Source organism: Caballeronia sordidicola (assembly GCF_002220365.1).
GTDB lineage: Bacteria > Pseudomonadota > Gammaproteobacteria > Burkholderiales > Burkholderiaceae > Caballeronia > Caballeronia sordidicola_C.
Map to the genome: position 1 here is coordinate 1 of NZ_MTHB01000256.1, position 20,147 is coordinate 20,147.

19 protein-coding genes are annotated in these 20,147 nt (G+C 59.1%); 10 read left to right on the plus strand and 9 right to left on the minus strand.

From position 1 onward, the window contains the following. The first annotated feature begins 290 nt into the window (after positions 1-290). The 3 genes from BSU04_RS35930 to BSU04_RS35940 all read left to right on the plus strand — a co-directional run bounded on the left by BSU04_RS35930 (position 291) and on the right by BSU04_RS35940 (position 3,773). Positions 291-1,544, plus strand: coding sequence for a glutamate decarboxylase (locus BSU04_RS35930; protein WP_306427251.1), 1,254 nt, complete (start codon positions 291-293; stop codon positions 1,542-1,544). 30 nt (positions 1,545-1,574) lie between these two features. Further along, positions 1,575-3,053: an amino acid permease gene (locus BSU04_RS35935; RefSeq protein ID WP_089164993.1), complete on the plus strand. Its 1,479-nt coding sequence runs from the start codon at positions 1,575-1,577 to the stop codon at positions 3,051-3,053. Positions 3,054-3,317: 264 nt separating this feature from the next. After that, the gene (locus BSU04_RS35940) at positions 3,318-3,773 is read left to right on the plus strand and encodes a DUF2934 domain-containing protein (RefSeq protein ID WP_089164994.1); all 456 of its coding nucleotides are present in this window, start codon (positions 3,318-3,320) and stop codon (positions 3,771-3,773) included. Between the two features lie 103 nt (positions 3,774-3,876). Here BSU04_RS35940 and BSU04_RS48650 read toward each other — a convergent pair whose 3' ends face one another. Continuing rightward, on the minus strand, positions 3,877-5,865 hold the full coding sequence (locus BSU04_RS48650) for an oxidoreductase (RefSeq protein ID WP_089164995.1): 1,989 nt from the start codon (positions 5,863-5,865) through the stop codon (positions 3,877-3,879). Between the two features lie 103 nt (positions 5,866-5,968). Between BSU04_RS48650 and BSU04_RS35950 the strand changes: the two genes are divergently transcribed. The 3 genes from BSU04_RS35950 (at position 5,969) to BSU04_RS35960 (ending at position 10,057) form a co-directional block, all read left to right on the plus strand. Further along, on the plus strand, positions 5,969-6,859 hold the full coding sequence (locus BSU04_RS35950; protein ID WP_089164996.1) for a LysR family transcriptional regulator: 891 nt from the start codon (positions 5,969-5,971) through the stop codon (positions 6,857-6,859). Between the two features lie 196 nt (positions 6,860-7,055). Then, the gene (locus BSU04_RS35955; RefSeq protein WP_089165189.1) at positions 7,056-9,026 is read left to right on the plus strand and encodes an APC family permease; all 1,971 of its coding nucleotides are present in this window, start codon (positions 7,056-7,058) and stop codon (positions 9,024-9,026) included. Between the two features lie 314 nt (positions 9,027-9,340). After that, entirely contained in the window at positions 9,341-10,057 is a 717-nt protein-coding gene (locus BSU04_RS35960; RefSeq protein ID WP_089164997.1) for a dienelactone hydrolase family protein, read from the plus strand. A gap of 74 nt (positions 10,058-10,131) precedes the next feature. Here the strand turns inward: BSU04_RS35960 and BSU04_RS35965 are convergent, their stop codons facing one another. From BSU04_RS35965 to BSU04_RS35995, 7 genes are all read right to left on the minus strand, one after another. Continuing rightward, the gene (locus tag BSU04_RS35965) at positions 10,132-10,626 is read right to left on the minus strand and encodes a DUF3237 domain-containing protein (protein WP_089165190.1); all 495 of its coding nucleotides are present in this window, start codon (positions 10,624-10,626) and stop codon (positions 10,132-10,134) included. A gap of 83 nt (positions 10,627-10,709) precedes the next feature. Beyond that, positions 10,710-11,030, minus strand: a complete 321-nt coding sequence (locus BSU04_RS35970; RefSeq protein ID WP_179258559.1) for an NIPSNAP family protein — start codon at positions 11,028-11,030, stop codon at positions 10,710-10,712. 28 nt (positions 11,031-11,058) lie between these two features. Then, positions 11,059-11,808 (minus strand): SDR family NAD(P)-dependent oxidoreductase, encoded by a 750-nt coding sequence (locus BSU04_RS35975; protein WP_089164998.1) that lies wholly within the window; start codon positions 11,806-11,808, stop codon positions 11,059-11,061. Between the two features lie 100 nt (positions 11,809-11,908). Further along, complete coding sequence (locus BSU04_RS35980; RefSeq protein ID WP_089164999.1) at positions 11,909-12,898, minus strand: zinc-dependent alcohol dehydrogenase family protein; 990 nt, start codon at positions 12,896-12,898, stop codon at positions 11,909-11,911. A gap of 92 nt (positions 12,899-12,990) precedes the next feature. After that, the gene (locus BSU04_RS35985) at positions 12,991-14,106 is read right to left on the minus strand and encodes an alkene reductase (RefSeq protein WP_089165000.1); all 1,116 of its coding nucleotides are present in this window, start codon (positions 14,104-14,106) and stop codon (positions 12,991-12,993) included. Positions 14,107-14,230: 124 nt separating this feature from the next. After that, on the minus strand, positions 14,231-14,977 hold the full coding sequence (locus BSU04_RS35990) for an SDR family NAD(P)-dependent oxidoreductase (RefSeq protein WP_089165001.1): 747 nt from the start codon (positions 14,975-14,977) through the stop codon (positions 14,231-14,233). Positions 14,978-15,072: 95 nt separating this feature from the next. Next, a complete protein-coding gene (locus BSU04_RS35995; RefSeq protein WP_089165002.1) occupies positions 15,073-15,936 on the minus strand; it encodes an alpha/beta fold hydrolase in 864 nt (287 codons plus the stop codon). Between the two features lie 180 nt (positions 15,937-16,116). Between BSU04_RS35995 and BSU04_RS36000 the strand changes: the two genes are divergently transcribed. After that, positions 16,117-17,007, plus strand: coding sequence for a LysR family transcriptional regulator (locus tag BSU04_RS36000; RefSeq protein WP_089165003.1), 891 nt, complete (start codon positions 16,117-16,119; stop codon positions 17,005-17,007). A 166-nt stretch (positions 17,008-17,173) separates the two neighbouring features. Continuing rightward, positions 17,174-17,728, plus strand: a complete 555-nt coding sequence (locus BSU04_RS36005; protein WP_089165004.1) for an inclusion body family protein — start codon at positions 17,174-17,176, stop codon at positions 17,726-17,728. Between the two features lie 176 nt (positions 17,729-17,904). Here BSU04_RS36005 and BSU04_RS36010 read toward each other — a convergent pair whose 3' ends face one another. Continuing rightward, positions 17,905-18,627, minus strand: a complete 723-nt coding sequence (locus BSU04_RS36010) for an autoinducer binding domain-containing protein (protein ID WP_089165005.1) — start codon at positions 18,625-18,627, stop codon at positions 17,905-17,907. 69 nt (positions 18,628-18,696) lie between these two features. On the opposite strand from BSU04_RS36010, the gene BSU04_RS36015 reads away from it, so the two are divergent. Then, positions 18,697-19,140, plus strand: coding sequence for a DUF4902 domain-containing protein (locus tag BSU04_RS36015; protein ID WP_089165006.1), 444 nt, complete (start codon positions 18,697-18,699; stop codon positions 19,138-19,140). Positions 19,141-19,372: 232 nt separating this feature from the next. Continuing rightward, on the plus strand, positions 19,373-20,029 hold the full coding sequence (locus BSU04_RS36020) for an acyl-homoserine-lactone synthase (RefSeq protein ID WP_089165192.1): 657 nt from the start codon (positions 19,373-19,375) through the stop codon (positions 20,027-20,029). Positions 20,030-20,147 lie beyond the last annotated feature (118 nt).

Here is a 20,147-nt window from a genome sequence, read left to right on the forward strand (position 1 = left end):
TCCTGCAAGTCATTAGCGATGTCCGTCAGTTTCTCTACCCACGCTAGCACTTCAAGCTCCGACGGCGTTAGTCCCTCTCGAGCGATGTCGGGTAGTGAGAATTTTTTTGGAAGAGTCACGAGTGCGGATCAAATGATGTTGGTGCGACAAACGTTAACATCGTCATCCGCAGTTTACAAGCGCAATCATGAGCGCACGCAACGAAGCTATCGGCTACCTCGACCGCGTGCGCAGATCAAATAACACAGCACGGCGCGTGGTGCTCGCCCCGGGTTATTGAGAAGTTACACCTGGTTCGCGACGAACTTTTCATGGATGGCAATTCGCGTCAGAACGTGGCGACCTTCTGCACGACCTATGCAGACGATGAAGTCCGCCGGTTGATGGATTTATCGATCGATAAGAACATGATCGATAAAGACGAATATCCGCAGACCGCCGAAATTGAAAAACGCTGTGTCCATATGCTTGCCGACTTATGGCATGCGCCGCGTTCGTGGGAGACCACGGGATGCTCGACAACGGGTTCGAGCGAAGCCTGCATGCTGGGTGGACTCGCGCTCAAATGGCAATGGAAGAAGCGCCGCCTGGCTGAAGGCAAATCGGTCAACAAGCCTAATATTGTGTGCGGACCCGTGCAAGTATGCTGGGACAAGTTCGCCCGTTATTTCGATGTCGAGCTTCGCCAGGTTCCTCTCAGTGGCGACTCGCTCGGTCTGCAACCTGAGCAGCTTGCCGCCTATTGCGATGAAAACACCATCGGCGTGGTCGCTACGCTCGGCATCACCTTCACGTGCGTTTATGAGCCCGTCAAGGCACTCGCCGGCGCACTGGATGCATTGCAACGAGATGTTGGCCTGGACATTCCCATTCACGTGGATGCAGCCAGCGGCGGATTTGTCGCGCCTTTCATTCAACCGGATCTGGAATGGGACTTCAGCATAGAACGGGTGAAATCCATTAACAGCTCGGGCCATAAGTATGGCCTGGCGCCGCTCGGAGTAGGTTGGGTGGTATGGCGTAGCGTAAAGGACCTGCCGGACGAGCTGATCTTCATGGTCGACTACCTTGGCGGCAACATGCCCACGTTCGCGCTCAATTTTTCGCGGCCGGCGGGGCAGATCATCGCGCAGTATTACTTGTTGCTCCGGCTAGGCCACGAGGGGTACAGGCGCATCCAGCAGGAATGTGCGGACACAGCACAATTCCTGGCAGAGGGTCTCGCCAAGCTCAGCGCCATAGAAATGGTGTACGACGGCCGCGGTGCGCTGCCTGCGGTTTGCTACAAGCTGCGCCACCCCGATACCGCCGGCTTTTCGCTTTTCGACCTGTCGGACCGCGTTCGCATGCGGGGCTGGCAAATCGCCTCTTACAAGCTTCCCGCTGACCGTGAGGAAACGATCGTCCAGCGCATCCTGATTCGCCGGGGCATCACGCGCGACATGGCGGTACTGCTGCTGAACGACATCAAAAATGCAATCACGCATCTGTTGGAAAACCCGGCGCCTAATTCAAAGGCGGGACCGAGCTTTCACCATGACTGAACTTGAAGGCTTAACGACCAGGGGTCTGATATGACTGCGACAGCAAAGAAGCGCACTTACCTGAGTGCAACATCAATCGGCCTGATGACGGCGGCCGCCGTGGTGACCAGCTTGCGCGGCTTGCCGCTGCTCGCGAAGGAAGAGATGACGATGTTCGTCTATCTCGCGTTCACCGTGATCTTCTACCTGATCCCGGCGTCACTGATCTCCGCCGAACTTGGCGGTGCTTTCGCCGACCGGCGCGGCGGCATATATACGTGGGTGGGTGAGGCATTCGGCAATCGATGGGGCTTTCTCGCGATCTGGCTGCAATGGATTCAAAACGTGGTGTGGTACCCGGTCGCGCTGACGTTCGGCGCGGCGGCTATCGCTTATACGATCGGCCGCCCGGAGCTGGCGACCAATGGCGTCTATGTCGGCGTGTTTTGCATCGTTGCCTATTGGCTTGCTACCTGGGTAGTGCTGCAAGGCGTGGAGGTTTTCGCGCGGATCGCCAATTGGACATTCATTATTGGCACGATCGTTCCCGGATTCGTATTGCTCGCGTTGCTGGCGTACTGGATCTACACGGGGCATGCACTCGGCTGGCAGCATCTGAAGGACCCGGCACTTTCCGCAGCGGGCCATGCGCGTTATTGGCCCGCCATCCATGGCTTCGGCACCATCGCGTTTCTTGCCGGTATTGTGTTGCTGTTCGCCGGCGTAGAAGTCCAGGCCGTACATGTGATGGACATGCGCAGCCCGAGCCGCGGCTACCCGGCAGCAATCGGTCTGGGCGCCATCATCTCGATCCTGATTTTTGCGCTGGGCGCGCTGCCGATCGCCGGCATTCTTCCGTACGAAAAGATCTCGCTGCAGTCCGGCGTATTCGATACCTTCGCCGCGGTCATCACGGACATCTGGCACATGCAGTGGCTCGTATCGGTTCTGTCGCTGCTGGTGGGCGTGGGTGCCATAAGCGGTGTGCTCGCGTGGCTTGGCAGCCCTTCACGCGGACTGCTTGAAACGGCTCATGAAGGCGAACTGCCGCCGGTGCTGCAAGCCAAGAACAAACAAGGAATGCCCACGCATATCCTGCTGGTGCAAGGGGTGATTGTTACCCTGATGTCTTGCTTTTACTTCGTCATCAAGGACGTATCGGTCGCGTTTTTCCTGATCTCGGCAATGACTATCGCGCTGTATTTGATCGCTTACATGCTTATGTACGCGGCCGCGATAAAACTGCGCTATAGCGCGCCCGATCTCGAGCGTCCGTTCACGGTGCCAGGCGGGATCGTGGGGATGTGGATTTTTGCGGGCGTGGGCCTCGCGGGTGTAGTGTTCAGCTTCGTGGTGTCGTTTTTCCCGCCCGACCAGTTGCCGGTGGGTTCGCCTGCCATGTACATCGGGCTGGTGACGCTGGGCATTGTGGTGTTTGGCGGCGTCCCGCTGATCATCCACCATGTGCGCCGCAGTAACTGGGCTGCACCGGCTGATGCGCCGGTGTTGGCCGCGGCTGCCGCGAAGTAAGAGAGGAACCGGACCCGCGTGGGGAACCCGACAGCCTGAGGGGTTCTGCCGGGTTCGCCGGCTGATTGATGCTGAATTTGGCTTACGTGGATCGATCCTCGCGCAATCGTCTTTATGCAAGGCGAGGGAACGCCGGTCCATCGTGGAAGATGAAGCAGATGTGATTGTCGAGCAGCGCAGGGCTGCGGTTACGCGGCGTTTATATCTGGGTTACCTTGTTCTTTAATAGCAATGGTTCGGCAAACACCCTTGGGGAGCACTGCGATGGCGGAGCGCTTGATTGATGTGTTGGACGGCAGTGGAACGGTTATTCATACCTACCCGGTCACGCTGGGGCACGCGGATGATCCCGCCGATGATGCGCGATACGAGGCAAAGGCATTGGAGGCAGCAGCCCACGGGCGCCTGGTGCCCGATGCCGAGTTGCCGAGCTTGAGCGCCAGAGTCCACGTGGGGCGGGGTGGTCAACTGGCGTCTTATGGCGACGATCTAGATAGTCGTTCGGAAACGAGACAAGCTCTGGAGCAGGGCATTCGCGAGCGTGCCTACCTTTTGTGGGAACAGGAGGGTTGCCAGGAGGGCCGGGCAGATGATTATTGGCAGCGTGCCGCCCACCAGCAACTCAGCGAGCGCGCGTATGTGCTCTGGCAGCAAGAGGGGAACCCGGAAGGACGTGCCGATGAAAACTGGCATCGGCTACGGGAATTCGGGGCTCAATGACCTGAGACTTCAGGGCAAGGATCGGGGTCATGGTTTGACCGACTACGATCACCTGAAGCGTGAACCCTGACATCGCTGCGGTTTCCCGCAGCGATGTCATTATTTATTCAAACAGGATCACCGCTTTCCCCGGTCCATGTCCCGTCTTGTTGCGCTCGATTGCAGCGGTAGCGTCGCTTAACCTGGCGACTTCCGACACTTCCACCTTAACCGTGCCTTGGTCGACCATGCTCACAATCTCCGCAAGTTGTGCCGCATCGGGTCGCATCTGAAACCAGACGCCATGTTTGCCCGGCGGCGTCTGCGCTGCAATATCAGGCGCGGCCGTGCTCACGATTCTTCCCTTATCGGTGATTACTTGCCACGAGTTGGTCAGCGCCGCGCTACCGACCAGATCAAGCACCAGATCGATGTCCTTGGTCCGCTCCCAGAACGAGGAAGTCCGGTAATCGATGACCTCATCCGCACCCAACCCACGCAGATAACCCGCGTTGATACCCTGGGCCGTCGCTATGACACGCGCCCCGGCACGGCGCGCGAACTGGACGGCGAAACTACCGACACCGCCGGCTGCACCATGAATCAATACGGTCTGGCCGCGTTTCAGTTCTCCTGCTTCGAACAACGCCTGCCACGCAGTCAGCGCCGCAACCGGGATCGCCGCAGCACGCTCGTCGGTCAGGCTGGCAGGTGTCTTCACCAGCGTGTTTGCGGCAATGGCGACAAAACCGGCATAGGCGCCGAGTCCGGCCACCGGACCCATGACCCGATCGCCGATGGCGAACCCAGTCACGTCGGCACCGACTTCGGTCACCTCACCCGCGAGTTCAACCCCAAGCGTCGCGGGGAGGGGCAACGGGAAATCGTTCTGCAACCAGCCGTCACGGATCTTCCAGTCGAGACTGTTGATTCCCGCGGCCTTGACGTGAACGACTACTTGGCCTGAAGCGGCGGCGGGCATCGCGATGTTGTCAATCTTCAGGGCGTCTGGACCGCCGTAGGCGTGGATACGGAGAGCGCGGTTCATTGAGCTTTCCTCCAGTGCAGGATAGTCGATATACCCATTCGCGCCGGGTGAATAGAACGTGCTGCTGTCAGGTGCGTTGAGCGGCGCGTGGGCGAGCAAGCGTTGCGGCAAATCCGGGTTGGCGAGATACAGGCTGCCGAACACGGTTGCATCGGCGTTGTCCTGCTCGATCAGCGTTTGCGCGCTTTCGCCGGTCAGCCCGCCGCCTGCCAGATAGGGACCATCAAACAACGGGCGCAGGAACGTGCGGTAATCGGATTCGCTCTTGGTTTTCATCACATGCAGATACGCCAGCTTGAGCGCGTTGAGTTGCTCCACGAGATAACGATAGGTCTCCTGCGGCGCTGCATCGATCACATCGTTGAAGCCCATTTCAGGCGCGATCTTGATACCCACTCGGTCGCTGCCCGCTTCCTGAGTCATCGCACCCAGTACTTCCAGGATGAATCGTGCGCGATTCGCCAGGGATCCGCCGTAAAGGTCGGTCCGCTGATTCGTTCCCGATGACAAAAACTGCTCGGGCAGATACCCCGAAGCAGCGTGCAATTCAACACCGTCGAATCCGGCCGCCAACGCGTTGCGCGTGGCAAGCCGATACCCCTGAACAATATTCGCTATCTCATCGGTCTCAAGGGCGCGCGGTTGTACAAACTCCTGCGGTCCTGCTGCGGTGAATACCTTACCGGCGGGCCGGATCGCCGATGGCGCGACTGGCGTTGCGCCGTCCGGCAAGAGGCTCGGATGAGAGATACGTCCGGTGTGCATGAGCTGCAGGAAGATAAGGCCGCCCTTGGCGTGCACTGCATCGGTGACAGGCTTCCAAGCCTCGGTCTGCGCCTCGGAATGGATGCCCGGCGTGCGCACGTAGCCTTTGCCCATCGGCGCGGGAAAGGTGCCTTCCGTGATGATCAGGCCGGCGTTGGCGCGCTGGCCGTAGTAGTCCACCGCCATGGGCGAGGGCACGCCCGTGGCGTCATCGGCGCGTGAGCGGGTCATCGGCGCCATGACGAGGCGATTGCGAAGCGTATAGCGGCCAATCCGGGTAGTGCTGAAGAGCGGGTTCATGTCGATTCCTTGGTTGAGGAGGTGCAGACACATAGTGCATTGATCCACCCAAGGGATAAATAGCTATAATTGAAAACAGTGATCCACCAGTGGAGCAATCATCGTGGAACTGTTGAGCTATATGCGTTTGTTCGTGGAAGTCGCCCGGACCAAAAGCTTCAGGGGCGCGGCCGAAGCGCTGGATATGCCCAATTCAACGCTGTCGCGCCATATATCGGAGCTGGAAAAGACGATTGGTCTCCAGTTGCTTCATCGCTCGACGCGCAAGGTCGAACTCACCGCCGCGGGCGAGGTGTATTTCAAGCGGTGCCAGGGCATTGTCGAAGAAGCGCGCATTGCGCACGAATCCCTGCTTGATGTAGTGGAACGCCCGAGCGGCACATTGCGGGTGTCTATGCCGGTCGATCTCGCGACCGGTTATCTCGCGCCGATCCTGAGCGATTTCGCGAAGGCTTATCCGCTGATCAGCTTCGAATTCGACCTGACGCCGCGCCGCGTGGACTTGCAGAGCGATCCGTTCGATCTCGCCATTCGCATTGGAGCGCCGCCGACAACGCCGTCGACGCTCGTCGCACGGCAGATCGCGCTGTTGCCACGCTATCTCTATGCATCGCCCGACTATCTCAAGGCTGCTGCGCCGTTGATCCATCCCGACGACCTGACTAATCACGTGCTGTGCATCGGGCAAGCGGCGACGAGCCAGGGGGAGGTGTCGAGAACGCTTCATCGCGGGGAAGAGGTGGTCAACGTGATGATCACGTCGCGCTTCAGGATGAATAGTGTCGGCCTGAGCCGTGCGCTGGCGATAGCAGGTGTGGGTATCGCCGTGCTCGATACGGAGCTTGCGCGCGAGGATGTGGCGGCGGGGCGCTTGCGACGCGTACTGCCGGAATGGAGTCTTGCGCCCGTTCAGGTACACGCGATTACCGACACGCGACTCCTGCCGGCGCGAACTCGCTTGTTCATCGATTTCATCAGGGCGCGACTGAGCTAGCGCAGTCTTTAGCGTTAAATCCTGGGTGCCATCAATGCCGGCAGGCGTACCATATGAACCGGCCCCACATCTTTCTTGTTAAGCACATGAGTCAGCGTATGCGTTCGCTCAGCAAGTAAGAAAAGCGAAAGGGAACCGGCCCTCAACGTTGTCATCCGCAATGGTATTGCCGCTTCTCGATCAACCGGGAGACGCCATGACTGCTGTTCAAAAGATCTGGGCTGTGCTGGTAGGCAAGCCGCTCGATCCTCTCGATCCGCGCACGCGCCATGCCATAGCCGTCACGCCCCTGCTCGCGTGGGTCGGCCTCGGTGCCGACGGCCTGTCTTCCTCCTGCTACGGTCCCGAAGAAGCATTCCTGGCGCTGGGCCAGCACACACCGCTTGCCTTGATTCTCGCGTTGGCGACCGCAGCGACTGTCTTTATCATCGCGCTCGGCTACAACCAGGTCATCGAGCTGTTTCCAACGGGCGGAGGCGGTTATCGCGTCGCGACTGCGTTGCTGGGATCAAGCCCGGGGCTTGTCTCGGGGGCAGCGCTCCTGGTCGACTATGTGCTGACGATCGCAACATCGCTCGCCAGCGGTGTCGATGCGTTTTTCAGTTTATTGCCGGTCAGCGCGCAGGCGTTCAAACTCGCGACCGAGCTGACGCTGATCGTCCTGATGACCGGCCTGAATTTTCGCGGCATGAAGGAATCGATCCTTGTGTTGTTGCCGATCTTCCTCGGTTTTGTCGTGCTTCATCTTGGACTGATCATCTACGGTGTAGCCGTTCACGGCGATCATCTGGCGGCCGTCGTGCCGGGCGCCGTCGCAGAAGCGCACACCATGTCGCATACGCTTGGACCGCTGGTGGTCGTGGCACTGCTGATGCGGGCGTTCTCGCTGGGCGGCGGTACTTACACGGGGCTGGAAGCCGTGTCGAATAACGTCAACATGCTGGCCGAGCCACGCGTACCGAACGGCAAGGTAACGATGTTCTACATGGCGACGTCGCTGGCGTTCACGGCGGGAGGCATCATCCTGCTGTACATGTTGTGGCATGCCCAGCCGGTCGAAGGCCAGACGCTCAACGCGGTGGTGTTCGCCAGCGTGATCGAGCATCTGGGACTCGGTTCGGCGTTCGCGCGTCATGCGTTGCTGGCGGCCGTGCTGGCGCTCGAAGCGGGATTGTTGCTGGTCGGTGCGCAAACAGGTTTTCTCGATGGCCCTGCGGTGTTGTCGAACATGGCGTCCGATTCATGGGTTCCCCGCCATTTTCGTGACTTGTCTACGCGCCTCGTCAGGCAGAACGGCATCGTGGTCATGGGGATCGCAAGCCTCGTGATCCTGATGTGGACGAGAGGCAATGTGGACATCCTCGTCGTGCTGTACAGCATCAACGTGTTCCTGACGTTCAGCCTGTCGCTGCTGGGTCTATGCACGTACTGGTGGCGTCATCGCCACGACGGCAAGGGCTGGGTGAGGCCGTTCGCGCTGTCGGCGCTAGGTCTGGCAGTGACGAGTACCGTGCTGGTCATCACGCTGATCGAAAAATTCACGGCCGGCGGCTGGCTGACTGTGCTGGTCACCAGCGCAGTGATCGCTGCGTGTTTCCTGATCAGGCGGCATTACAGCGACACGCGTTCGCAACTCGCCCGTGAAGATTCGCTTTTCACGGACTTGCCGCCCGCGGCCAGTGAACCCGACGTCTCTGCACCGGACCCGTCCCAGCCTACCGCGATCCTGCTGGTCGGCAAGCATCGCGGCGCAAGCATGCATGCGCTCTTGTGGGTCAACCGGCTGTTTCCTGAGCACTTCAAGAACTTCATCTTCCTTGCCGTAGGCGAAGTCGATGCGCAAAGTTACGAGGGCACAGAACACCTGGAACGTCTGCAGAAAACGATCCAGTCATCGCTTGAATATTACGTTTCATACTGCCGCCGACACGCAATACCGGCCGATTACAGGATTGCCTTCGGCACGCATCCTATCGGCGAATTCATGAAACTCGCCGAGACGCCGATGGACGAGTTTCCGAACAGCGTCTGCTTTGCTAGCAAGCTGATCTTCAAGCGCGTCAATTTCCTGACGGCGTGGTTGCACAACCAGACGCCGGTCGAAATCCAGACGCGCCTGCATCAGCAGGGCAAGCAGATGGTGCTGTTGCCGATGAACGTGGGGTGACAGCCATGGATCCGTGCTCATTCGGCGTAAAGGCCTGCTATTTCATGGTGATTTTATGACGATTAGGAATGCGACTCATAGATAAGCGCTAGCACCAGATCAGGTCAGCCCGTCGCAGCCTGTTCGCGGCGCAGTCCCGGCGCAATCGTCCCGTGTCATTTGCATTAGGGTGCGAACCTGAGAGATCACCCATTGCGCTGCCGTTCGGTCGGCGAGCGCAATGAACTCCTCACTCAGCGGTGACTGACGTAACCAGCATGCGTACCTGCGCCACTGGCGCTATGCTACCGGTTCCCCCAATTGAGGACCATGTCATGAAACAGTCACCCGGATCCATGATCACCTACCAACGCCCTGACGGGAAAGACGTCCGGGGTTATTTGGCGAAACCGCAAAAGCTCGAGGGCGCGCCCGCCATTGTCGTGATTCAGGAATGGTGGGGCTTGAACGACCAGATCCGCGGCGTGGCAGATCGCTTCGCACAGTCCGGTTACCTGGCGCTGGTTCCCGATCTTTTTCGCGGAAAAGCCACCGTCGAAGAGGAAGAGGCGAGCCATCTGCTGGGCGCGCTCGACTTCGCCGACGCCGCCGGGCAGGACATTGCAGGTGCCGTGAAATACCTCAAGGCGCATTCGGAGCGGGTCGGTGTGACCGGCTTTTGCATGGGCGGGGCGCTGACGCTGCTCGCGCTATGCCATGTCCCGGACATATCCGCCGGCACGGTGTGGTACGGTTTTCCGCCGCTCGAATACGTCGATGCATCGAAGATCAAGGCGCCGGTGCTCGGTCACTGGGCCACACAGGACGAATTCTTCCCGGCCGAAGCAGTTGATGCACTGGAGAGCAAGCTGACTGAGGCCAAGGTCGACGTCGAGTTTCATCGCTACCTTGCGCATCATGCGTTCGCCAACGAAACAGCGGTCGGCCCGGGCCGCATTGCCAGGACCCAGTTCGACCCGGTCTGGTCGCAACTGGCGTGGGACCGGACGCTCACCTTTTTCGGCCGCACGCTGTGGCCGCACGCCGGCTAGCATCGCGGCAGGAGTCTGGAAACCAGCGGCGAGCCGATGCCCCGCTGGTCAACCGGGCCTCACGGGCGCATCCCCTACAAGATCTCAAACACGCTGTAAACCGGCCCATAGGCGAACCGATGTCCCGTACCCACGGCGATGATCCGGTTCAGCCACTCATACTTTCCTGCGGGCGCTTCGAACAGGGGGCTGATCCGGAAGTAGTAGCTTGCCGGGTCGACTTCCTCGCCTTTTTCCAGTCGCTGAATGACATCGGCGGGTCCGTGACGCAAGCCGCGATACGCCATCGTGATGTTCACGGCGTCATCGGTTTGCAGGATCAGGCGCACGTCGAGCGTCGTGCTTGCGTCGCTGCGAACGGTTTGCCAGTCACTGCCGCCGTCCAGCACCTTGCCGGATAGCCGCTCGCCGGCAAACGTTCCTGAAGGTACGATTCCCACGCGACGAAACGGCCCCGGTGTTTCACCGACGACCACAATCGGCTTGACGTCTAGCCGCATGACGAACAAGGGGCGGGTTTGCACGCTCTTGAGCGGTGTGGGGAGATCATCGAACAGTGGAGTAGACATGGTATTCACCATCGCGTTATATAAGCAGCGGCGCCAGTCCGTATGACGAATCTGAAGGCTGCGTGTTCACTAGATTGCCTAAGCTATTTAAGCGGCGAGAAGTCCGTGGGCCGCATGATCCGCGACTCCATGCTGACGAGAATGTCCAGCGCTTTGACCTTGCTGCCGAATGCCTGCCAGCGGCTGTCGGCTGCCATCCGGTCGCGGCGTTCGAGTCGATCATCAAGACTTTTGTACGCCCAGATATGAACGATCTGGCTGATGTCGCCAATTTCAGTCGTGAAGAAGCCGATCAGTTCGCCGAGGAATTCCTTCTGAAGTGGCAGGGCCTCGCTTTCATACATCGCAAGCCATTCTGCAGCGCGCAACGGTTTGAATGTATAGGTTCGAATTTCGTAGAGCATCGGTTTTCTCCAGGGCAATTAAAAGAGGTTACGACGCGGTTCGTCCACCGTTGACCCTGAGGACTTCCCCGGTCATGAAGCTCGACTTGTCGGACGAAACGAACACAATGGCATCGGCGATTTCTTCAGGCGTTCCAGCGCGCTTGAGCGGGACCCCTGCGAGGAAGGCCGCCTTGCGTTCAGCATTGACCGTCAGGCGATTTAGCATTGCCGTCTCTATGGGACCGGGGGCGACAGCATTGACCCGTACACCGAACGCCGCAGCTTCCAGCGCCGCGGACTTCGTAAGACCCTCCACCGCGTGCTTGCTGGCCACATAAAGGGACGCGCCTGCTGCGCCACGCGCGCCCATCGTCGACGAGATGTTGACGATGCTGCCGCTGCCTTGCGCGGTCATCACGCGCAGTTCGTGTTTCATGCCGAGCAGTGTGCCGAGCACGTTGGTGTCGAAGACGGCTGCGTAGCGTTCAGGCGTTTGCTCCGTCACGGGCGCTGACTCGCCTTCGGCGCCCGCGGAGTTGACCGCTACATCGAGCCGGCCGAAACGGGCCATGGCGCCATCAACAAGATGTCGGACATCGTCTTCGAAACGGACATCGGCCTGGATGAATTGAGCTTCTGCGCCGAGCGCGTTCAGTTCTGCTGCGAGCTGTCGGCCCTCTTCAGCACGGCGGCCCGACACCACGATCCGCGCGTTTTCTCGGGCGAATGCGAAGGCGGTGGCGCGGCCAATGCCGGTCAGCGCGCCCGTGACAAGTACAACAGGATGGCTGGACATTTCGTTTGCTCCTTGATCGGTCAGTGCAAAGGGCAAGTCCTGCCGATCGCACTGCCATTAATCGGGTGCCGTCGCTCAGACCATGCGCCGGCGTTTTTGCTTACACCGTCACCACGATCTTGCCGAACTGGCCGTTGGTTTCCAGATAGCGATGCACGTCGACCATTTCGTCGAACGTGAAGGTGCGATCGATCACCGGTTTGAGCGCGCCGCTTTCGAGCCCCTTGAGCACATACTCGACCGCAGCCTTCCGGCGTGTCTCGTCACCGCTCGTCAGCCAGATGTTGTGGGCCTTGACGGTGATCATCTTGGCGATCATGTCCAGCACGGGCAACGGCGTTACGTCTTCGCTTAGCGCACCGTAGATGTAAGCAATGCCCTGGAACGACAGCGCGGAAATCAGCTTCGCGAAGTTCGGGCCGCCGACCGGGTCGAACACGACGCGCGCACCTTGGCCGCCGGTGATTCGCTTGACTTCTTCGACCAGGTCGCTCTCGTCCGTGACGATCACGTGCGCCGCACCCGCGTCGAGCAATTGCTGTTTCTTGTCGGCCGTGCGCGTTGTCGCGATGGATGTCGCGCCGGCGTAGTTGGCAATCTGGATCGCCGCGAGACCGACGCTGCTCGAAGCTGCCGGGATGATCACAAAATCGCCCTTGCTTACTTTCGCGTCTTCGATAAGCGCGCCGTAGGCCGTCACGAACATCATCCAGACGGATGCAGCCTCGGCATATGAAAGCGACTCCGGGTGCTTGACGAGCGCGTAGTCCGGCGCAACGATGACTTCGCCGTACGTGAAGTACTGATTCATCGAGAACGACGGAATCAGGTTGACCTTGTCGCCGGGCGCGAAGCCGGTGACGTCGCTGCCCACTGCATCGACGACACCCGCTGCTTCGTACCCCAGGCCGGCCGGGAACTTGACGGGTTCAATGTAGGCGTCCGCGCGCCACATTGCTTCGGCGCGATTGATGCCTATCGCCTTGACGTTGATGCGAACTTCGGTCGGACCGGGAGCGGGTACCTCTGTCTCCACGAATTCAAGGACTTCGGGACCGCCGGCTTTGGCAAATTTGATGGTGCGTGACATGAGACTCTCCAGAGTAATTGGGTTCAAGCTGTGGGTTCAAGCTGTGGGTTCAAGCTGGGTTCAAGTTGAGTTCAAACGAAGCGCCGTTCGGTTCACACGGTTTCCGCGACTTCTACAGCAGGCAAATAAGCCGGGAAATCCGAGTAATGCTTTTCATCTCCGCCCCAGAATGCGGCGCGGACATACGGTGTAAGCGGCAGCTTGTGCTTCAGACGATACGGCAAATCAGGATTCGACGAGAAGTGACGACCGAATGCGACCAGGTCTGCATCGCCGGATGCCACGATCGCTTCGGCACTGTCGCCGTCGAAACCGCCGGCCGCAATAATCGGACCGGAGAAGTGCGGACGAAGATACTTCGTGGCAACAGGCGCTTGCCCTTCATGCAGCGTTTCGTCGCCCTTGATGCGTGGCTCGATCACGTGCAGATACGCAATCTTGTATTCGTCGAGCACCTTCGCGACGTAGCTGAAGGTTGCTTCGGGATTGCTGTCGGAGATGCCGCCCCATTCGCCTGACGGCGAGATGCGCACGCCGACCCGGTCCGCACCCCATACCGAGATGAGGGCCTCAACGGTTTCGCGCAGGAAGCGCACACGGTTTTCGATCGGGCCGCCGTAAGCGTCGGTGCGCTTGTTGGTACCGTCCTGGATGAACTGATCCACCAGGTAGCCGTTCGCACCGTGAAGCTCGACGCCATCGAAACCTGCATCCAGCGCGCGTTGTGCCGCGGTGCGAAACTCTTCGACAATGCCCGGAATTTCTTCAATGCCAAGCGCCCGATGCGGCGAAGCCGGAACGAAACCGTCCTTGGTCAGCGCGACGCCGTCGAACGGGACGACCGAAGGTGCGACCGGGTCAACACCGCCGGTCATCTCTACGTGGCTTTGACGGCCGCCGTGAATGAGTTGCATGAAGACGCGGCCACCCTTGTCGTGAACGGCATTGGCGATCGCTTTCCAGCCTTCTGCCTGCCCGTCGTGATAGAAGCTCGCTGCGCCCAGGTACGAGCGGGCAGGGATCGAGATGCTGACGCCTTCAATGATTTCGAGCCCGCCATTCGATGCGCGCTGGCCGTAGAAGTCCGCCATCATCGGGCTGGGGATGTCGCCTGGCTGGATGGTGCGCAGGCGGGTCATCGGTGCAAGGGCGACACGATGCGACAGGGTGTATGCGCCAACTTTCTTTGGTGTGAACAAGTGAGCCATGATCTTTCCTTTAGCAGGTAATCAAAATTTGGTTTGCTACGCGCCGGTTTAGCGCAATTTAAATCTGGATACCTAATCAATGCGGATTTTCACAAACACTGAAAATATGCTCGAATTCGTCCGATCAGAGTTTGGAGCCGCCGTCTACATGCAGCGTGTCGCCGGTAATCCAGCGCGATGCATCCGATGCAAGAAACGCAACTGCACTGCCAATGTCATCAGGCTGTGCGACCCGTTTCAGCGCCTGCATGCCGATCACCACTCCGCGTCCCTCGTCAGTTTTCGTGAAACTCGACATATCGGTTGCGACCACACCGGGCGCCACCGCATTCACGCGAATCCCGCGTTCGCCAAGCGCGGAGGCGAAATGCTTGACGAGGGTATCGACTGCGCCCTTGGTCGCCGCGTAGGCAGGCAGCTTGCCGACCACCGCATGCGCTGCGAGCGACGACAGCAGAACAACGCTACTGCCTTTGCACATCACCGGCAGCAGTTGCTGCACGAGGAAATAGGGTGCGCGCACATTCACGGCGAACAGGTCGTCGAAATCTTCGACCGTCGTTTCCTCGATACTCGCCGACTTCGAAATGCCGGCATTCGCCACCAGAATGTCCAGCCGATGGCCCACTACAGCGCGTGCCCGTTTGGCAAGCGTATGCGGACCGTCTGCATCGCGCAGATTCGCGGCGACTTTCTGAGCGTTGCCGCCTGCCGCACGGATTTCGGCTACGACCGCGTCCGCTTCCTTTTCCCCGCTGCTGTAGTGGACCAGCACTTGTGCGCCTTCCTTGGCAAGTGCGAGCGCGCTGGCGCGGCCGATGCCGCGTGAAGCGCCTGTGACGAGAGCGGTCTTTCCGGTGAGGTTGGTCATGATCAGACTCCTGAAGGTTGAATGAAAACGATCTGACAATTCAGTGCATGGGCATGGGCATGGGCATGGGCATGGGCATGGGCATGGGCGTTCGCTCAGGCGTGTTCGCCGCTCTCGGACAGAAACTGCGCCACATGTGTCACGAAGCGCTCGGGATACTGGTAAAGCGAGCCGTGATTGGCATCCGGGTAAATGATCAGCTGCGCGTTCGGAATGTTCTGCTGCAGGATCCACGAGTTGATCGAGTAGATGATGACGTCGTTATCCCCATTGACCACGAGCGTGGGCTGCGCGAGCGCTGACAGATAGTCGAAAGGGTTGTCGTGGGGCGCACCCCACTTGCCGAGTGCGGCGAGTTGCGCCGGTGCGACCGTTTCGTTGGCTTCGGGATCCCGGCCTTCGGTGCGCAGGCGCAAGCGCTGCAGGAACTTGCGGCCGGCTGCCTGGCTGGCATCCGACGGCGAGAAGTGCACGCGAAGCCACAAGTGATCCGGCTCCTCGTAAGTCGCGCCGAAAATATCCTGTGCTTGCGGCGTGAGCGATGCCATGCCCTCGCCGCTGCGGGGGCCCGTGCCAACCAGGATCAGGCGGCGTACGAGCTGCGGCTCGGCCAGCGCCAGTTCCTGTGCGATCAGGCCGCCCATCGAAAAACCGAGCACGTCGACTTGCGTGAGCCCGAGTGCCTTGATAAAGGCGGCAGCGTTGGCAGCCATCTCTTCAATCGACTGCGGCACCTCGCCCGACGTGCTGGAGATCCCGGCGTTGTTGAACAGGATCACTTCGCGACCCTGCGCAAGACCGTCGGTGACAGCCGGATCCCAGTGGTCCATCGTGCCGGTGAAGTGGATGTTGAACACGAGCGGCACGCCGCCCGTCTTGCCGAAGCGCCGATAAGCGAAGCGGATGCTGTTTGCATCAACGAATTGCGTCGGGGCGGTTTGGTGCGTATGGCTGGTCATGGCGATTCTCCGGTATAGATGAAAGGCATGGAGTGCGGTAGATTCAAGTCGTCGCGACGAACAGGTTGTTGCCGTTGCGTCGCTGCCTGATGCGTAATCTAGTTGGCCATTGCGGAAAGTAAAAAGACTTTGTAGGCTGAGGGGCATGCCTGCCAGGCATGGCCGAATTGAAGGAGGTGTATGGAGCTTCGACATCTGCGGTATTTCGTGGCCGTCGCGGAGACCGGTAGCCTGAGCGTTGCGGCCGAACGCCGCCTGCATACGTCGCAACCGTCGCTTAGCCGGCAGATCCGTGATCTGGAAGACGAGGTTGGAGCAGAACTGTTCAACCGCAGCGCGCGTGGAGTCGAGCTGACGCCGGCGGGCAAGGCTTTCCTCGACCATGCGCGCTTGGCACTGAGCCAGGTCGATGCCGCTATTGAAGCGGCGCGCCGCGCCTCTCAACCCACGAAACAGGTATTCGCGCTCGGTTTCCTGACCGGTCAGGAAATGACCTGGCTGCCGCGCGCCATGCAGGTGCTGCGCGATGAACTGCCGAACATTGACGTGACGGTATCGAGCCACTATTCGCCGGACCTTGCCGATGCGCTCGCACGCGGCAAGCTCGACCTCGCGTTTTTACGCGCCGAACCGGGGTTTGATCTCGACTATCGCGTAGTCAGCGGTGAAAAGCTCGTGGTGCTCATGCCGAGCGACCACCCCTTGACCGAGCGAGCGACGATCCGTCCGGAGGATCTTGTCGGCCAGCCTTTCATCATGGCCTCGAACAAGGCGAGGGTGCTGCACGACGTGATTGAGCGGTATCTGCAGCAGAGCGGGATCGATATCACGCCCGAACACGGCGTCGATAATCTGGCGATGGCCATGTCGCTCGTCGCATCCACGCGCGGGCTGGCGCTGATGCCGGAGTACGCGGAGAACTTGCTGCCTTGGTCGGTAGTCAGCCGTCCTCTTGAAGGCGACGCACCGACAATTGATTTGGTTATCGGCTATAGCAGGTCAAATACCTCTTCCGTGCTGAAGATGTTTCTTTCGAGAGCAGACGAGTTGACGATGCACGCTCCCACTTGATCTCCATGATCTTGCGATACACGTAACAAGTCCGGTCGCTGGGAGATAACAACTGCGAGTCCTGACAGGTGTCCTGTCTACCTCGCTCTGTCATGCTGGGTTTGACGCGCTGCAAGCGCGTCCCAGCGGCCGCGTTGTTAATCTAAATCAGAACTGAGAGGGCATCATGGTAAAAGACAGTGAGTTGAAGGCGAGCGCGCAACAGGTAAACGTGTTGGTGGTCATCGACACCGACTATGTGAAGGCGCATTACCCTCCTAATACCAATCAGTCGAGTCCCCAGGGAATTGACCATAACAGTCAATTCATGATTTGCACCGGATCCAGGACGCCGCCCGTTGGACAAGGAACGGCTGACCTCCAGTTCAGCGCGAACGTGGGAGATTTTGTTTCCTTTACGGGTACATCCATCTATGCCAATTCGGATGATGCTGTGATTATCTACGGCATCAACTATTGGCAAGGGGACAAGGTCTTCAACGGTTTCGAATCGGACCTCACGACCCGGGCCGGAGCGGTGATGCCGAACCCGGCCAGTCAGCCGACCGGATTGCCCGCCAATCAGGAAACGATCACCTTCGCCAGTTATGACTCACGGATTGCGAAGGGAGGTCTTGAGTACTTCTACGTTTACTTCGCGCTTTACTCGCTCGATAGTTCTGGGGAAAAGCAAAACCTGTACGGATACTTCTACTGGGATCCGTCGGTGAAGGTCGCCTGAAAAAGGTTGCGCGACGACAACTGCACGCTGCCCGACCTGACGCTCGACTCCCGTCAGGCTGCTTGAGCGAGACTTCATTCTACGGGCTGCGCTCAGCGCTCAATATGCATGGTTCGACCCCTGAAGGTTGGGGCCGAATCATGCACTTCACGCGATGGAGGTGGTATGGCTTTGGGTTACCAATCCGAATTGAGCAGGCCCATAGCCATTGCCTTGACGACAGCTTGCACCTTATTTGTGGAATTAAGTTTCAATAGCACGTTGTTAATATGAAAATTAACCGTGCGCTCGGCGATGTTCAGGATCCGCCCGATTTCATAGGAGGTCTTTCCTTCACTGGTCCAGCACAGTACCTCGCGTTCGCGCGCGGTCAGTGACGCGGCCGCTTCAGGCGTAACCTGCGCCAGGATAAAGCGGCTCATCATCATGTGCGAGACGTTCGCCAGCCAGTTCGCCGGTAACGGCAAGTGACTGATCTCAGCCGGCGTCAGCGCGTCTGCGTTGCGGGACATGGTCAGAAGTCCAAAGACGCCGTTTGCGCTCCAGCTGGAGTGAGCCACGCCGACGGTCAGGCCAAAATCATGGGCGTCCGACCACAGGCGCGAAGTCTCTCGGGAGGACCTGTTTGGCCAAACGATCAGGCTCGAGCTGTGCATGCCGGCGCGCACGGTCGGATCGATATCGATGAAGCGGTTCTCCTGATAATGCTTCATCCATCCGGCCGGATAAGTGTCAAAAATAGAGATAGCCGGCCTGGCAAGGGGTGACGGTATGCGAATCCCATAACAGCAATAATCAAAGCCGAGCCGCTTCGCAAATTCGGCGATATGTTGGAAAAGCTGATGTTCGTTCGCAGCCGCATGAAACTGTTGATGGGCGTCCTGGCAGACTCGTTCCATTGCTCCCCCGTGGTGGTCTGGTTATGTTTTCAGGTTCCATTAGCTTGACGATTTGGCAAAGGTCTCCCCATGAAACTCTCTTATTTGAATTCTTGCTTCCCGCGGTATGACGCGCGGTATGACGGCTACGTCCGCGTTGCAGAGCAAACGCTGAGTAGTTTGCAATTAGCCCACGTAATGTCGGGTTTCGACGATGGATTACTCGCCGAACTGCGTACCGCCAAATATGACGCTGTCGGTGCTGGATATACAGAGTGGCAAACTACGGTCTCGGGAGCCAGGCAAATATCGGTCGGATGGGATTGGTATGTCGACCGTACGTCGGGAATTCGCATAGTGGTAAAGAGCGACGTGAGAAGCAATGTCATGGGAACCGATTGTTTCGGCTTCGACATCGGCATGAAAAACACTGCCAGCTCACTCAGGCTTGGGCTTGCCCGGTTGGACTGGACCCATGCAGTCGCGGCCGCCATGTCGTTCACCCCGCAGCATATCAAACCACCTGCTCGCTGATTTTAAGTCTGTCCATCAGACTTTCCATCAGACTTTCCATCAGTCGTTATGCCAAACACAGCCGCCACCCGCTTCTGTTCGTTCTTTATAGACAAATTAAAAAGTTTTATCAATCTTCGACCATAAAGCCGACGTTAAAAGCGAGCCGCTCGACGCCTGTCAACGTTGACAGTTCCTGTCCGAAGAAACGCGCGTTGTAATGCATCCCTTAAAAAACAATACAGGGAGCATGATGCGCACTTTTGTTCATCAGGACGGGCCGCTGTCAGAGAGCGTGAGCGTGGCGCTCGCGCGCTACCGGTATCAGATATTCGTCGAGAACTTGGGTTGGGGACTGCCGATGGCAGACGGCTTTTGCGAGCGCGATCAATATGACCGGGACGATACCGTCTATGTGATCGCGAACGACGATGCCGCATCTATTTGCGGATGCGCGAGACTGTTGCCGACCACGCGCCCCTATCTGCTCGGACAGTTGTTCCCCTCTTTGCTTGCGCAAGGCATGCCGGTGCCTTCATCGCCTGACGTATGGGAGCTTTCTCGATTTGCCGCAACTCCGGCTGTCAGCGCACATCTCGAGGAGGGCAATCTCGCATGGGTCGTGCGCCCCATGCTCGCGGCCGTTGTAGAGTGCGCCGCCCAACTTGGGGCGCGACAGTTGATTGGCGTCACGTTCCTCAGCATGGAGCGGCTGTTCCGCCGCATTGGCGTGCATGCGCACCGGGCAGGGCCGGCACAACGCATCGATGGCAGGATGGTAGTTGCCTGCTGGATCGATATCGATGCTCAGACACTGGCGGCACTCGATATCGACTTTGCGGCAAAAAGTTATACTGAACAGGATAAATCGGGGCGTGAAAGTATCCTGTCGCTGGCGTTGTCTCACTGACTTGAGCCGTGGCTTGACGCGTTGACCTAGGTCAACGCCGCCACGATACGCTTGCGTACGATCTTCCACTCAGTGTGGGTTTAATCGGACCGCCGCATCAGGCTTGATCTTGCGGCGC

What these genes read in the sequence shown, in the direction of transcription:
- BSU04_RS36000 (WP_089165003.1), top strand. Translation starts at nt 16,117, where the DNA reads ATGGAGCTTCGACATCTGCGGTATTTCGTGGCCGTCGCGGAGACCGGT.
- BSU04_RS35935 (WP_089164993.1), top strand. Translation starts at nt 1,575, where the DNA reads ATGACTGCGACAGCAAAGAAGCGCACTTACCTGAGTGCAACATCAATC.
- BSU04_RS35970 (WP_179258559.1), bottom strand. Translation starts at nt 11,030, where the DNA reads ATGCTCTACGAAATTCGAACCTATACATTCAAACCGTTGCGCGCTGCA.
- BSU04_RS35940 (WP_089164994.1), top strand. Translation starts at nt 3,318, where the DNA reads ATGGCGGAGCGCTTGATTGATGTGTTGGACGGCAGTGGAACGGTTATT.
- BSU04_RS35975 (WP_089164998.1), bottom strand. Translation starts at nt 11,808, where the DNA reads ATGTCCAGCCATCCTGTTGTACTTGTCACGGGCGCGCTGACCGGCATT.
- BSU04_RS36020 (WP_089165192.1), top strand. Translation starts at nt 19,373, where the DNA reads ATGCGCACTTTTGTTCATCAGGACGGGCCGCTGTCAGAGAGCGTGAGC.
- BSU04_RS48650 (WP_089164995.1), bottom strand. Translation starts at nt 5,865, where the DNA reads ATGAACCCGCTCTTCAGCACTACCCGGATTGGCCGCTATACGCTTCGC.
- BSU04_RS35985 (WP_089165000.1), bottom strand. Translation starts at nt 14,106, where the DNA reads ATGGCTCACTTGTTCACACCAAAGAAAGTTGGCGCATACACCCTGTCG.
- BSU04_RS35960 (WP_089164997.1), top strand. Translation starts at nt 9,341, where the DNA reads ATGAAACAGTCACCCGGATCCATGATCACCTACCAACGCCCTGACGGG.
- BSU04_RS36015 (WP_089165006.1), top strand. Translation starts at nt 18,697, where the DNA reads ATGAAACTCTCTTATTTGAATTCTTGCTTCCCGCGGTATGACGCGCGG.
- BSU04_RS35990 (WP_089165001.1), bottom strand. Translation starts at nt 14,977, where the DNA reads ATGACCAACCTCACCGGAAAGACCGCTCTCGTCACAGGCGCTTCACGC.
- BSU04_RS35955 (WP_089165189.1), top strand. Translation starts at nt 7,056, where the DNA reads ATGACTGCTGTTCAAAAGATCTGGGCTGTGCTGGTAGGCAAGCCGCTC.
- BSU04_RS35995 (WP_089165002.1), bottom strand. Translation starts at nt 15,936, where the DNA reads ATGACCAGCCATACGCACCAAACCGCCCCGACGCAATTCGTTGATGCA.
- BSU04_RS36010 (WP_089165005.1), bottom strand. Translation starts at nt 18,627, where the DNA reads ATGGAACGAGTCTGCCAGGACGCCCATCAACAGTTTCATGCGGCTGCG.
- BSU04_RS36005 (WP_089165004.1), top strand. Translation starts at nt 17,174, where the DNA reads ATGGTAAAAGACAGTGAGTTGAAGGCGAGCGCGCAACAGGTAAACGTG.
- BSU04_RS35965 (WP_089165190.1), bottom strand. Translation starts at nt 10,626, where the DNA reads ATGTCTACTCCACTGTTCGATGATCTCCCCACACCGCTCAAGAGCGTG.
- BSU04_RS35980 (WP_089164999.1), bottom strand. Translation starts at nt 12,898, where the DNA reads ATGTCACGCACCATCAAATTTGCCAAAGCCGGCGGTCCCGAAGTCCTT.